Below are 13,678 nucleotides of genomic sequence, written 5' to 3'. Positions count from 1 at the left end.
GATGGTTTGCCCTGTCAACCGACGAAAACATTGAATCAAATCCGTATAGAAGAGTATTCTTGTGTGATTTTGCCAGGAATGGTAAATATAGGTCCTGCTCTACAAGATGAGAAATTGATCTCGTTTTTGAGAAGTCTTAATGAGCAAGATATCCTAATTGCAGCTATTTCTTCAGCGCCCCTTTTATTGGCGAAAGCAGGCTTGTTGAACGACACGAAATTTACAGGTGGAATTTGGCAAAACTTCTTTGACTATTTTGAATTTCTTCCACGTGAGAATTTTCAACTGAAAGTTCTTGTCCAAGATAAACAAATCATTACGGCTATCGGTTTTGCACATCAAGAGTTTGCAAGAAAAGTTATTTTCGGTTTAGGGTTGGCAGAGAATACGGACAACTATTTTAAAGAACAGAACGAGTATGCTGAAGAGGATTTGATATTTACTCTATCAGATGAAGAGTTTAATCAAGTGAAGCAGAGTATAGAAAACAGCCTCTAAAGATTTACATGAAAATTATAGAAAGGAACAAGGGTGTTCAGGGAATTGAACACGGGTTCCCAAATTTCTTACTCAATATAATAGAAAGGAATTGAACCCGACCTAAATTCTCGGAAAAAAGAGAAATCTGTCTAGGAGCATCGCTCCAGCGTCAGATTTCCTATTTTTCAGTCGAATTTTACGGTCTTGGTATCTTGTATGAACAATACTGAATTTTATGATCGTCTGGGGGTGTCAAAAAACGCTTCGGCAGACGAGATCAAAAAGGCTTATCGTAAGCTTTCTAAAAAATATCACCCAGATATCAACAAGGAGCCTGGTGCTGAGGAAAAGTACAAGGAAGTTCAAGAAGCCTATGAGACTTTGAGTGACGACCAAAAACGTGCTGCCTATGACCAATATGGTGCTGCGGGTGCCAATGGTGGTTTTGGTGGTGCTGGCGGTTTCGGCGGCTTTGACGGGGCAGGTGGCTTCGGTGGTTTTGAGGATATTTTCTCAAGTTTCTTTGGCGGTGGTGGTGCTTCGCGTAATCCAAATGCTCCTCGTCAGGGGGATGATCTCCAGTATCGTGTCAATTTGACCTTTGAAGAAGCTATTTTTGGAGCTGAAAAAGAAGTCAAATATAACCGTGAAGCAAGCTGTAGTACATGTAATGGCTCAGGTGCTAAGCCAGGAACAAGTCCAGTCACTTGTGGACGCTGTCATGGCGCTGGTGTCATTAACGTCGATACGCAGACTCCGCTTGGTATGATGCGTCGCCAAGTAACCTGTGATGTCTGTCATGGTCGCGGAAAAGAAATCAAAGATCCATGTACAACATGTCACGGAACAGGGCATGAAAAACAAGCGCATAGCGTACATGTAAAAATCCCTGCTGGTGTGGAAACTGGTCAACAAATTCGCCTAGCAGGCCAAGGTGAAGCAGGCTTTAACGGTGGACCATACGGTGACTTGTACGTAGTGGTTTCTGTGGAAGCCAGCGACAAGTTTGAACGTGAAGGAACGACTATCTTCTACAATCTCAACCTCAACTTTGTCCAAGCAGCTCTTGGTGACACAGTAGATATCCCAACTGTTCATGGTGATGTTGAATTGGTTATCCCAGAGGGAACTCAGACTGGTAAGAAATTCCGTCTACGTGGTAAGGGAGCTCCGAGCCTTCGTGGCGGTGCGGTTGGTGACCAATACGTTACTGTCAATGTTGTAACACCGACAGGCTTGAATGACCGCCAAAAAGCAGCCTTGAAAGAATTCGCAGCTGCAGGTGATTTAAAAGTCAATCCAAAGAAAAAAGGCTTCTTTGACCATATTAAAGATGCCTTTGAAGGAGAATAACACAAAAAGAGCCGTTGGGCTCTTTTTACTTTATTCTTTGTAATGTTAGCATTGGAACAATCACTCATCGGCTGATTTTCTATCAGACCTTTGCTTGAGCAAGCCAGCTGCATCCATATCTTGGATGAGTTGCTTGATTTCCGCTTCTTTACCAGGCTTAATGGTAACGGTATCAATATGGTTGATTGCAGAGTTATCCTGAATATCCACTAAAGTCAAGGCTTTTTCATAGAATGCAATTCCCTTTTTTAGACTTTCCTGATCCTTCCAATATAGAACTGAGTAATCAGGATTTGGTTTCTTTCCGATTTCTTGTAAATAATTCCTACTTTCCTTCTTTAAAAATTGCAATAAACCATGATTGAACAAGTTATCCCCTACTTTATAGTAGGAGATATCTCCAGTCTGTAGGACATAGACTTCGAGTTGGTTTTTGGTGAGATTTGGACTTTCTTTTAAGACGGGATGGCTATTGATGACCTCATCTGAGAAAGTAACATAAAAATTTAAGCCCCCACCCTCGTATTTATATCTTCCATTTGATTTTACTTTCTTAGGAGGCATGTCAAGGGAGGTAAAGATTTGTTTGAGGGCGTTATTTCCCTTGTGAATGTCAATCGGTGAGGCTCTGAAGGCAAAAAACAGTACTAGAAATGCTAGGACCGCAAGAAGGCTAAGGCAACCACAAGGGATTAGGATGATCTGTGCCAGAATTTTAAAAAACTGTTTCATTTTCATTCCTCTTTTTTGTTTGACCCTGACAACCTAAAATAGATTTAAGGAAAGTTCATGGCTCTTTTTACTTATCTTCGATTTCCTGTGTTTCTTTAATCACAGCTAGTCTAGTCTGGATATCCTTTTCCAAGACCTTAAACTTGTAAGTCAGGTCTTCTTGGTATTCTTTGATGAGTTCTTTTTGCTGGTCGATGATTTGCAAGCTGTTTTGGATAATATCTACATCGTCCTTGATAGCTTGAACGCGGTCAGTGGTATTCAAGACTTCATCTGTGATGGTTTGGCGATTTTTTGTGACCAGATAACTTCCGGCTGCAGCTCCTGCAAATAGCAGTAGGTTGGATAATTTCATGGCAACTCCTTAGGCATTTTTGATGGTTTCAGCGACTTGAGCAAGTTTGTCAAAGTCTGGTTCGTGGGCGATAAAATCAATCTTGAGGTCATCGTCCGCACTGTAGCGAGGCACGAGGTGAACGTGGGTATGAAAGACGGTTTGCCCAGCGACTTCTTCACAGTTAGCAATGATATTCATACCAGCAGCCTTGGTAGCTTTCATGACTTTTTGAGCTACTTTTGGTACTTGGGCAAAGAGTTGGATGGCGCTAGTAGCATCCATTTCTAAAAGATTGCGATAGTGTTCCTTTGGCACGACTAAGGTGTGTCCTGGTGTCGCTTGAGAGATATCAAGAAAGGCAAGAACCTGCTCATCTTCATATACTTTTGAAGCAGGAATTTCCCCTGCAATGATTTTACAAAAAATGCAATCTGACATAAAATCTACCTCTACTGTATTGAATTTTGATATAATATAGCTACATTATACCAGATTTGGAGAAAATATGTTGGAAATTAAAAACCTGACAGGTGGCTATGTTCATGTCCCTGTCTTGAAAGATGTGTCCTTTACTGTTGAAAGTGGGCAGTTAGTTGGTTTGATTGGTCTCAATGGCGCTGGGAAATCAACGACAATTAATGAAATTATCGGTCTGTTGACACCTTATAGCGGTTCTATCAATATCAATGGTCTGACCCTGCAAGAAGATGCAACGAGCTACCGCAAGCAGATTGGCTACATTCCTGAGACGCCTAGCCTGTATGAGGAATTGACCCTTAGAGAGCATATCGAAACGGTTGCTATGGCTTATGGTATTGAGCAGAAAGTGGCTTTTGAGAGAGTGGAGCCTTTGTTAAAAATGTTCCGTCTGGATCAGAAATTAGATTGGTTCCCTGTTCATTTTTCAAAAGGGATGAAGCAGAAGGTCATGATTATCTGTGCTTTTGTGGTGGATCCGAGTCTTTTCATCGTGGATGAGCCTTTCCTTGGGCTCGATCCGCTGGCTATTGCAGACTTGATTCAGCTTTTGGAAGTGGAAAAGCAAAAGGGCAAGTCCATTCTCATGAGTACCCACGTGCTGGATTCAGCGGAGAAGATGTGTGATGCCTTTATCATTCTTCACAAGGGAGAGGTGCGTGCCAAGGGGAATCTCCTGCAACTGCGCGAAGCCTTTGATATGCCTGAGGCTAGTTTGAATGATATTTACTTGGCTCTGACCAAAGAGGAGGAGCTATGAAAGACTTGTTTTTAAAGAGAAAGCAGGCTTTTCGTAAGGAGTGTCTTGGTTATCTGCGCTATGTTCTCAATGACCACTTTGTCTTGTTCCTGCTTGTTCTGCTGGGATTTCTAGCCTACCAGTACAGTCAACTCTTACAACATTTTCCTGAAAATCATTGGCCTATCCTTTTGTTTGTAGGAATTACCTCTGTTTTACTGTTGCTTTGGGGTGGAATTGCCACCTATATGGAGGCTCCAGACAAGCTCTTTCTCTTGGTTGGAGAAGAGAAAATCAAATTCCATCTCAAGCGTCAAACTGGCATTTCTCTAGCCTTTTGGCTCTTTGTCCAGACCCTTTTCTTGCTATTATTTGCGCCTTTATTTTTAGTAATGGGCTATGGCTTGCCTGTTTTTCTGGTCTATGTGCTTTTATTGGGAGTAGGTAAATATTTCCTCTTTCGTCAAAAGGCCAGCAAATTTTTCACGGAAACTGGACTGGACTGGGACTATGTCATTTCCCAAGAAAGCAAGCGTAAGCAAGTCTTGCTTCGTTTCTTTGCCCTCTTTACGCAGGTAAAGGGAATTTCAAACAGCGTCAAGCGTCGTGCCTATCTGGACTTTATCCTAAAGGTTGTTCAGAAGGTACCGGGAAAGATTTGGCAAAATCTCTATCTGCGTTCTTATCTGCGAAATGGAGACCTCTTTGCGCTCAGTCTCCGTCTTCTCTTGCTTTCTTTGTTGGCGCAGGTCTTTATCGAGCAAGCTTGGATTGCGACAGCAGTGGTAGTTCTCTTTAACTACCTCTTGCTCTTCCAGTTGCTGGCCCTCTATCACGCCTTTGACTACCAGTATTTGACCCAACTCTTTCCACTGGACAAGGGGCAAAAGGAAAAAGGCTTGCAGGCGGTAGTCCGAGGATTGACCAGTTTTGTTTTACTTGTGGAATTAGTTGTTGGGTTGATTACCTTCCAAGAAAAACTAGCCCTTCTAGCCTTGCTGGGTACAGGTTTGGTTTTACAAGTCTTGTATTTGCCTTATCAGGTAAAACGTCAGATGCAGGATTAAAACTTGCTTATATGGCACTAAAAAGAAGTTGAGTTCAGTTTGTCTCAACTTCTTTTATTTTCTACAAGATAATGGTTGGACCGTAGAGGCTCAACTTTGTCTTGACTTGGTCAAAGTGGAAGCGGTCATAGGCCCGCCAAGCGGCGCGAGTAGGAGCATCTGGATCAAGAGCGCTGAGTCCCATGAGAAGACTGGAAGTCTGGTAAAATTTTTCCAGTTCAATCAAGACTCGATTATCCACTGTCTCAGCCTTGGCTAAAAAACCAAGAATAGAGTTTAATTGCTCCTGAAAGCGGACGTCGTCAGCGGTTGCCTGTTTGCATGCTTGGTAGGCTTTGTTTAAATCCGTAATCAAAGTCTGAGCTCTTTTGATGGGGTCTGTATCTGTCATGAGAATTCCTCCTCTAATCTGGGTGCTAGTTTTGATTATAGCAATTGTATTTTGATACTGTCAGTCTATCACTTTTATCTCCTTTTTCGCCTTCAAATCTTTAATTGTTCTTGAAATGTCTTGAATGGCAATGAGTAGATTTTATGATAAAATAGTTGTAACCTCATCATGATGTTGTAGAAAAATAATCCTTTTAGGAGCTTTCAAAGACTGTTTAGGATTGGGTGTGCTTGTGCTAGACCTTTTCTGTTATTCTTTTCTTAGGAGGAGAATCCAATGAAACATATGATTATTCAGACACAGAAAACAGTCTATAAAGTAAACGTCGACGATATCTACTATATCCAAATGCATCCAACTAAAGCACATACCGTACAGATTGTTACAGAAGAAGCTAGTTTTAATATGGTTCAAAATTTAAGTAATCTTGAGAACCAATATGGGGAAACCTTGATGAGATGTCATCGAAATTGTTTGGTCAATCTTGATAAAGTAAAATCGATTGATTTTCAAGAAAGAATCCTTTTTCTTGGAGAAGAAAGTCAATACGCTGTCAAGTATTCCAGACGTCGCTATAGAGAAATTCGTCAAAAATGGTTGAAAGAGGGAGAGTAAAAAGATGAGAATATTTGTTTTAGAAGATGATTTTTCCCAGCAGACTAGGATTGAAACGACGATTGAGAAACTTTTGAAAGCACATCATATCACTCCCAGCTCTTTTGAGGTCTTTGGCAAGCCAGACCAACTGCTGGCAGAGGTGCATGAGAAGGGAGCACATCAGCTATTCTTTTTGGACATTGAGATTCGAAATGAAGAGATGAAGGGTCTGGAAGTGGCTAGAAAGATTCGGGATAGGGATCCTTATGCCTTAATCGTCTTTGTGACGACTCACTCGGAGTTTATGCCCCTCTCCTTTCGCTACCAAGTGTCTGCTTTGGACTACATTGATAAGGCCCTTTCGGCAGAGGAGTTTGAGTCTCGGATCGAAACAGCCCTTCTCTATGCCAATAGTCAAGATAGTAAAAGTCTGGCGGAAGATTGCTTTTATTTTAAATCAAAATTTGCCCAATTCCAGTATCCTTTTAAAGATGTTTACTATCTCGAAACATCGCCCAGAGCCCATCGTGTTATTCTCTATACCAAGACAGACAGGCTGGAATTTACAGCGAGTTTAGAGGAGGTTTTCAAGCAGGAGCCTCGTCTCTTGCAGTGCCACCGCTCTTTTCTCATCAATCCAGCCAATGTGATGCATTTGGATAAGAAAGAAAAACTGCTTTTCTTTCCCAATGGTGGAAGTTGTTTGATCGCGCGTTATAAGGTCAGAGAAGTGTCTGAAGCTATTAATAACTTACACTGAGCTAGGAGAATTTATGAATATTGCTTGGATATTATTATATACACTTATTACTAATGGGCTAGAAATTGTCATTTTCTTTAAGGTAGATGGAATTGGTCTCACTTTTGAGAGGATTTTTAAGGCCTTTCTTTTTAGGATACTGTTGGCCGTTGTTTTTGTAATGATTAGCTATATAGTAGGAAATACTTACCTATCTTATTTCACGAACCCCTTGTACGGCATAGGCTTGTCTTTCTTACTGTTAAGAGGGTTTCCTAAAAAACTCCTTTTCTTTTATGGTCTCTTTCCAATGATATTGGTGAATCTCTTTTATAGAGGTCTTTCTTATTTTGTGCTTCCATTTTTGGGACAAGGGCAAGTACATGATGATTACTCTTTGATTTGGTTGTGTATAATAATTTTCAATTTCTTCATTTCTCTAGCCTTTTTGAAATGGTTGGACTATGATTTCACTAGCTTGAGAAGGGAGATTCTTGATACAGGTTTTCAAAAGTCCCTGACTAAAATTAACTGGATAATGGGGGCTTACTATTTGGTGATACAAACTCTGTCTTACTTTGAATATGAGCAAGGTATTCAATCAAAGACTGTTCGCTATCTCATCCTAGTGTTTTACCTCCTCTTTTTTATGGGGGTTATCAAGAAATTGGATACCTATTTGAAGGACAAACTCCGTGAGAGACTGGACCAAGAGCAGACCTTGCGCTACAGAGATATGGAACGCTATAGTCGACATATAGAGGAACTTTACAAGGAAGTCCGGAGCTTTCGCCATGACTACACCAACCTCTTGACCAGCTTACGTCTGGGCATTGAAGAGGAGGATATGGAGCAGATAAAAGAGGTCTATGGCTCCGTCTTAAAGGATTCCAGTCAGAAATTGCAGGACAATAAATATGACCTTGGTCGATTGGTGAATATTCGTGATAAATCCCTCAAAAGTCTTCTAGCAGGGAAATTTCTAAAAGCCAGAGATAAGAACATAGTCTTTAATGTCGAAGTTCCTGAGGAGATTCAGGTAGAGGGGATGAGTTTGCTTGATTTTCTAACCATTGTGTCTATCCTTTGTGACAATGCTATTGAAGCCAGTGCAGAGGCCAGTCAACCTCATGTTTCAATCGCCTTTTTAAAAAATGGAGCACAGGAGACCTTTATCATCGAAAATTCCATCAGAGAAGAGGGTATAGATGTTTCTGAAATCTTCTCTTTTGGAGTTAGTTCTAAAGGAGAGGACCGAGGTGTTGGGCTCTATACCGTCATGAAAATTGTGGAAAGTCATCCCAATACCAGTCTCAATACCACCTGTCAAGATCAAGTTTTTCGTCAGGTGCTTACTATGATACCTACAGAATGATGAAAAAAATAAGACCGAGAGTTCTTGTTACTCGGTCTTATTTTTTATAGTTGTATTGGATGATGAAGTCCTTTCGTATTGTTACGCTTAATTATATTAAGGTCGTATAAGATATCTTCCCACCATCCTCCACCTGTAATTTGATTGAGTTCGGTAGTTGTTAGTTCTTGAAATGAAGTTAGGTTTTGTTTCTTATCCATGTTATGATTCTCCTGTTTTATAAGATAATAAATAGTTATAGAGTGTTATCTGAAAATTAATCAGAATGGGTTAAGATTTTATCTTTGAAATAATCAAAATATGTTTTCTTTGCAGTTACACTAGTGACGCGACCTTGTAAGCCATATTGGATGAGTTTACTATCCTCATTAGATAGTTTTGCAAGAGCGGTTAATTTAAAGAGATTACCTTGCTCTGTTCTGGTAGGAGTTTGATCAATTGTCTGGAGTTGACCGATGATGGTAATGCCGTGATTTCCAATCTTCTCCAGTTTTAATCTTACAGTTTGTCCTTTATCTAGTAGAGGTAGATAGTCAGAAGATACGTAGTAAGTGATTAGTACTTCTCTTGTATCTGTGATGACAGGGAATATTTGAGCAATTTCTGTACCAGTTGGAATTCTATTTTTACCTTCAAATTCGCTGTTCAGATGAACGATTCCTTTACTTGGAGAGGTTAAAGTATTATTTTCCAAGCGCTGTGTCGCTTGATCTAGTTGTACTTTTAATTCTGTTAATTGATTCTCCACGGTCAGTTGTTGCTGAGAAGCTGTCTGTAAAAACTGAGTGCGGAGTACTTCAATTTTGGTTGCTAAACTATTATCATAAGTTGCTACACTTCCGATACCAGCTTGCTGAATTTTGAGGCTTGCGATAGATGATTCAAGACCTGCAATACTTTGATTAATTTGAGATAAAAATGGCTCTTCTGCAGTTCCTTGTGTTTGTCCTTGTGAGGCTACAAGATAACGATTCAAAATTGACTGGTGTGGATTGCCAGTTGGTAAGCGTGCTCTGTTATTTATGATAGCATCTCTCAGCTCTTGATATTCTCCAATCTGTTGTTGAACTTTTGTAATTTCTTGTTCGATGGCTGATGAACTGCTATTGGCAAGATTAGCTTGATTTGAAACCTCAGTGTTAGTCTTTGTAATACCCAGTTCAATATCATGGGATTGTTTAGTAAAATTCATAAAGGTATTATGGTAGCCAAACTCATCCTCACCAGAAAAAAGATCAGTCGCTTTCTCTAAGCTTTGTTTCAAAATTCCAAGTCCTTCTTTTTGCTTCTCAAGTCTTTGTAATTGAGTTTCTAAGGCAGTTTTCTGACTTTCTTCCATTGTTTCAGAGTATTTGATGAGTAAGTCACCTTTTTCAACTACTTGATTTGCCACTAAATGATTAGCAAGGATAGGATTATCACTGGTTGACTGAATAGATGCAATGACACTTGTAGGGGTGATTTCTCCTTGGGAAGTAACAGTAATTTCTTTTGTGGCAACAAGGGAGAAAATCAAGATGAAAGTAAACAGTAATGAAAGAGGTATAATTAACACTGTCGCATAGTTATGGTAACGTCTCTGATAAAACTCGACGCTTCTAAAAAGATTAGGATTCATGACATTCTCCTTATTTATTGAATAGATGATGGTAGAAGCCTTGCTCCTGCATTAACTCTTGGTGACTACCAACTTCAATGATTTTCCCCTGGTCAAGAACAATGACACGGTTGGTTCGTTCGGCTATACTGAGACGATGGGCTACAAAGAGAATGGTTTTATCAGTTAGGGACATAAGATTATCTATAACTTTTTTCTCAGTCAAGACATCAAGACCGCTAGTAGCTTCATCTAGTATTAAAACAGAAGCTTTAGTTAAAAGAGCACGAGCGAGGGCGATTCGTTGCTTCTGTCCTCCTGATAGACCAGCTCCATCAGAGAGCTGAGTTTGATAGCCCATAGGCATTCTTTCAATGTCTTGACGGATTTCAGCTAATTCACAAGCTTTTAAAATATCTTCTTGGCTAATTATATTATTACCGCCCAAGGTTAAGTTTTCCAAAATAGATCCATTAAAGATATAGGCTTGTTGGGGTAGGTAATTAATATGACGGCGCAAGACTTTTTTATCAATGTTTTTAATATCCTGATGATTGATGGAAATATGTCCTTTGTAGGGTGCAAAGAAATTGACAATCATTTTGGCTAAAGTTGTTTTACCAGAACCACTAACTCCAACTAGGCTAACCTTATCTCCTTGTTTAATCGTGAGATTAATATCTGTTAAAGTATCTCGTCCAAAACCATACTTATAAGAAAGGTTATCAAATTCAATATCGCCCATCAAAAAATGTGAATGAACAGGGTTTTCTGGGGCTTGGAACTCAGATTCGACTAGATAGACTTCGTTTAAACGGTTATTAGCGACCTTCGCAGATTGGAGTTTGGTTTGGAGGTTGATAATATTTTCCATAGGAGTTGTAAAGTAAGAAAGAAGTGTATTAAAGGTAATCAGCTGACCGATAGAAATTTTACTCGACATGACTAATTGAGCGCCAAACCATAGGATAAGGATATTTAGAACTAATTTTGTTCCCTGCTTTAAACTCGTTTGTAAAATAGAATATTTACTGAGCTTAAAGGATTTTTCCAGATAATCTACAAATTCGCTGTCTATATTTTGATAGCGATTTTCTTCACTCGTAAGCGACTTTATAGTTTCAATCCCGTTGATATCTTCGATAATAGCAGAGCTAACCATAGAATTACTTTGCATGACATCATGGTTCATTTTTTCGAAAGGCTTCATAAAAGAAAAGATGATGACCATGTATATAGGAATGGAAATAAGAGAAAGAAGGAAGAGATTAGGGTTTTGTGCCAGTAAGACGCCCCCTACAAGAATCAGAATGGAAACATCCAGAAAAAGAGAGAGAATAGTAGAAGCCAAGGCATCTATAATAGAGTTAGCATCTGTGAACCGTGAAATGATTTCTCCTGTCCGACGTGTCGCAAAGAAAGACATAGGAAGTTCAAAAATATGGCGAATATAGGATAAAATCACATCAATACTTAATCTCTGGCTCAGAACAGTTAGGAGATAATCTCTGGAGAAGCCCATGACTTGTTGGAGGATATAAGTGATAACTAGACCAACTGAGATGATTCCTAAAGTTGATTTCATCTGATTTGGGATGTATTCATCCAAGATTCCTTGGAGATAATAAGAACCACCTATATTGATAATAGTGACCAATAAGCTTGAGAGAACAATGTAAGTAATGAGAGATTTTTGTTTGAAAATCAGAGGAAGGAAGCTTAGTAGACCATTCTTTTTATCTTTATGGGGTTGATAGCTGGGTTTGGGAGCTAGAAAAATAGCTACTCCAGTCCATTCAGAGAAAAAGCGTTCTTTTGACATTTTGGTGATTTTTACAGAAGGATCAGGATCACCAATAATCAGATAGTCTTTCTTTGTTTGATAGACAACATAGTAATGTTGGAGTTTTCCTTCTTTGTTAACGTGAACGATAAATGGATAGGGGACATCACTCATGTCAAAGAGAGTTTTATCTGCTTGAACAGGTCTTGTTTCAAAGCCCATTTCATCAGCGGCTTTTACAATGCCAAGAGCAGTCGTCCCTTCTTTATTGGTCTTTGCAAGTTCTCTCAAGTGAGCTAGAGAAAAATCTGAACCATAGAATTTAGCAATCGAGGCTAAGGCAGCAACACCGCAGTCTCTAGCATCTATTTGAGGAACAAATGTACGTTTATAAGAAGTCATTGGCAATTCCTTTCATTTTCATATAGTAGATAGGTATATTATGCCATAAAAATAAGTTCATATTTTATGAAATCTTGAATAGTCATTGAAACTTCCTGAATGGTAAAAAAGTGATTAGAAATTATCTTTTAAAAAAATTTTAGAGGTGGTTTTAAATAAAAAAGCTAATTTAAGACGTTTCGATGACAATTCAAGATTTGGATGAAAAATTTTAAAAAACAATGATATACTAAACTTGTCAAAGTTGCAACAGGACAAAAATTAAAAATAAAAAAAGGAGGTATTCATCATGAATACAAAAACAATGTCACAATTTGCAATTATGGATACTGAGATGCTTGATAGAATAGAGGGAGGAATATTTGGGGTTGACGATGTTGTGTTTTGGACAGGGGTAGGCAGCTATGTTGCAGGTAGAGTTGTTGATGCAGCAATTGATGATTTTACGAATCAATGCCGGAAAAATCCTCATCAGTGGTTCTGTGTTCATGTATAGATATAATAGTGTTGTATTGTAAATGACCTATGCACGGATAGAAGCTGTTCTTTGCAAACGAGTCGCTTATTCAATATAAGTTTACGTGCTCCTAGTCACAGTTAGTTGTGCTTGATGGAAAGAATGACACCTATAAAAATGCGAGGTAGTGGCTATACCACTCACTTATTCACCTCCCCGTGATTTGTAGTAGTGATAGGCTTTCTCACTATTATTATAAAACAAAATAAAGAGCACAACACTTTTTCATTCTGTGTTGTGCCTTGAGTGAAACGAAAGGAATGAATTATAACGATGAAAAAAAACGATTATATTGCTTTGAATGAAGTAGAATTAGAGACAATTAGTGGTGGAGATGACTGTTTTATTGGAGATGTTGGATGTATTGGCTGGGGGATTTTGAAGAGTATCGGAGGGATGATAAAACCTGGTCCATATGTTCCTCCAGTATGCATTCCAAAAAGTTCATGGAATCCTGCACCTCCAGTTCCATGTTAAAAGGTGATTGTAAACTTCTATAAAAAATTGAATAATCGACTTGTTCGGCATCTTGTTGAATCTACAGAACTATAATATACAGGTTCTGTTAAGGATTATTTTAGCTGATTTAAATAGGTGAAAACTAAAAACTAATGGCTAGTTGGAACGTTAAAAATTAACTGTCTAATCAGCTAATCTTGCTTCAAATAATTCCTGAACAAGTCTGATAAATTAAACGAATAAGATAGGTTATTAACACAGTCTTGTTCGTTTTTTCTAATACATTATTTAATTAATACACTTATAAAATTGGAAAGCGGTAGAGGTAAGAAATACTACCACAGATTTATTATTAACTTTGTCAGTATTGTTTGAAATATCAAAAAGTATTTTAAACTATATGTGTTTAGTTCTTTAGTTTGATTGTTGTTGAGTATAACTATTTTTGTATAGATGAAAAACTTGTTATTGTTCAAGATGTTTTGGTGACCTTTTATGATTTGAGTGATTCAAAATCAAAATGAGTGCTATACTAGCAGTGTAAAGGTTGTAGCTAAACTAAGATAAAGAATACATTTAGGAGGAAATCTTATGAAGAGAAAAATATTTATCATTTTAACCTTGTATCTGATC

Annotated in this window: 16 protein-coding genes; 9 read left to right on the top strand and 7 right to left on the bottom strand. The window is 38.6% G+C overall.

Annotated features, from left to right (window positions below):
- The coding region (locus tag QZ565_RS04140; protein WP_295526018.1) for a DJ-1/PfpI family protein at positions 1 to 498 on the top strand (498 nt) is incomplete at its 5' end.
- Positions 499 to 696: 198 nt separating this feature from the next.
- Positions 697 to 1,833 (top strand): molecular chaperone DnaJ, encoded by a 1,137-nt coding sequence (dnaJ, locus tag QZ565_RS04135; protein WP_001066308.1) that lies wholly within the window; start codon positions 697 to 699, stop codon positions 1,831 to 1,833.
- A gap of 60 nt (positions 1,834 to 1,893) precedes the next feature.
- Here the strand turns inward: dnaJ and QZ565_RS04130 are convergent, their stop codons facing one another.
- The 3 genes from QZ565_RS04130 to QZ565_RS04120 form a co-directional block, all read right to left on the bottom strand.
- On the bottom strand, positions 1,894 to 2,571 hold the full coding sequence (locus tag QZ565_RS04130; protein WP_080977203.1) for a hypothetical protein: 678 nt from the start codon (positions 2,569 to 2,571) through the stop codon (positions 1,894 to 1,896).
- A gap of 61 nt (positions 2,572 to 2,632) precedes the next feature.
- Entirely contained in the window at positions 2,633 to 2,920 is a 288-nt protein-coding gene (locus QZ565_RS04125; protein WP_000777754.1) for a hypothetical protein, read from the bottom strand.
- A 9-nt stretch (positions 2,921 to 2,929) separates the two neighbouring features.
- Positions 2,930 to 3,340: an HIT family protein gene (locus QZ565_RS04120; RefSeq protein ID WP_295526013.1), complete on the bottom strand. Its 411-nt coding sequence runs from the start codon at positions 3,338 to 3,340 to the stop codon at positions 2,930 to 2,932.
- 67 nt (positions 3,341 to 3,407) lie between these two features.
- On the opposite strand from QZ565_RS04120, the gene QZ565_RS04115 reads away from it, so the two are divergent.
- Positions 3,408 to 4,139 carry an ABC transporter ATP-binding protein gene (locus QZ565_RS04115; protein ID WP_000889955.1) on the top strand — a complete coding sequence of 244 codons (732 nt, stop codon included), beginning with the start codon at positions 3,408 to 3,410 and terminating at the stop codon, positions 4,137 to 4,139.
- The gene (locus QZ565_RS04110; protein WP_295526007.1) at positions 4,136 to 5,185 is read left to right on the top strand and encodes an ABC transporter permease; all 1,050 of its coding nucleotides are present in this window, start codon (positions 4,136 to 4,138) and stop codon (positions 5,183 to 5,185) included. Before QZ565_RS04115 ends, QZ565_RS04110 begins: the two co-directional genes overlap by 4 nt.
- 61 nt (positions 5,186 to 5,246) lie before the next feature.
- Here the strand turns inward: QZ565_RS04110 and QZ565_RS04105 are convergent, their stop codons facing one another.
- A complete protein-coding gene (locus QZ565_RS04105) occupies positions 5,247 to 5,576 on the bottom strand; it encodes a hypothetical protein (RefSeq protein WP_004261043.1) in 330 nt (109 codons plus the stop codon).
- A 276-nt stretch (positions 5,577 to 5,852) separates the two neighbouring features.
- Here QZ565_RS04105 and QZ565_RS04100 point away from each other — a divergent pair, with 276 nt between their 5' ends.
- The 3 genes from QZ565_RS04100 to QZ565_RS04090 are packed head-to-tail and all read left to right on the top strand — an operon-like array spanning position 5,853 to position 8,287.
- Entirely contained in the window at positions 5,853 to 6,191 is a 339-nt protein-coding gene (locus QZ565_RS04100; protein ID WP_049550805.1) for a LytTR family DNA-binding domain-containing protein, read from the top strand.
- Between the two features lie 4 nt (positions 6,192 to 6,195).
- The gene (locus tag QZ565_RS04095) at positions 6,196 to 6,933 is read left to right on the top strand and encodes a response regulator transcription factor (protein WP_295526000.1); all 738 of its coding nucleotides are present in this window, start codon (positions 6,196 to 6,198) and stop codon (positions 6,931 to 6,933) included.
- Positions 6,934 to 6,946: 13 nt separating this feature from the next.
- Positions 6,947 to 8,287: a sensor histidine kinase gene (locus QZ565_RS04090; RefSeq protein ID WP_049533684.1), complete on the top strand. Its 1,341-nt coding sequence runs from the start codon at positions 6,947 to 6,949 to the stop codon at positions 8,285 to 8,287.
- A 44-nt stretch (positions 8,288 to 8,331) separates the two neighbouring features.
- On the opposite strand, the gene blpC is transcribed toward QZ565_RS04090, so the two are convergent.
- From blpC to blpA, 3 genes are read right to left on the bottom strand one after another with little or no spacing between them, the layout of a single operon-like run.
- Positions 8,332 to 8,487 (bottom strand): quorum-sensing system pheromone BlpC, encoded by a 156-nt coding sequence (gene blpC, locus QZ565_RS04085; RefSeq protein WP_049521285.1) that lies wholly within the window; start codon positions 8,485 to 8,487, stop codon positions 8,332 to 8,334.
- Positions 8,488 to 8,543: 56 nt separating this feature from the next.
- Entirely contained in the window at positions 8,544 to 9,905 is a 1,362-nt protein-coding gene (locus QZ565_RS04080) for a bacteriocin secretion accessory protein (RefSeq protein ID WP_049521284.1), read from the bottom strand.
- A gap of 10 nt (positions 9,906 to 9,915) precedes the next feature.
- Positions 9,916 to 12,069, bottom strand: a complete 2,154-nt coding sequence (blpA, locus tag QZ565_RS04075) for a peptide cleavage/export ABC transporter BlpA (protein ID WP_295525992.1) — start codon at positions 12,067 to 12,069, stop codon at positions 9,916 to 9,918.
- 289 nt (positions 12,070 to 12,358) lie between these two features.
- Between blpA and QZ565_RS04070 the strand changes: the two genes are divergently transcribed.
- A complete protein-coding gene (locus QZ565_RS04070; RefSeq protein ID WP_049521282.1) occupies positions 12,359 to 12,565 on the top strand; it encodes a ComC/BlpC family leader-containing pheromone/bacteriocin in 207 nt (68 codons plus the stop codon).
- Between the two features lie 294 nt (positions 12,566 to 12,859).
- Positions 12,860 to 13,063: a hypothetical protein gene (locus QZ565_RS04065; RefSeq protein ID WP_049521281.1), complete on the top strand. Its 204-nt coding sequence runs from the start codon at positions 12,860 to 12,862 to the stop codon at positions 13,061 to 13,063.
- The last annotated feature ends 615 nt before the right edge of the window (positions 13,064 to 13,678 follow it).

This window comes from uncultured Streptococcus sp., assembly GCF_915066115.1.
GTDB lineage: Bacteria > Bacillota > Bacilli > Lactobacillales > Streptococcaceae > Streptococcus.
The sequence above is the reverse complement of the archived record's forward strand: the minus strand, read 5'-3'. Positions and strand labels throughout refer to the sequence as shown.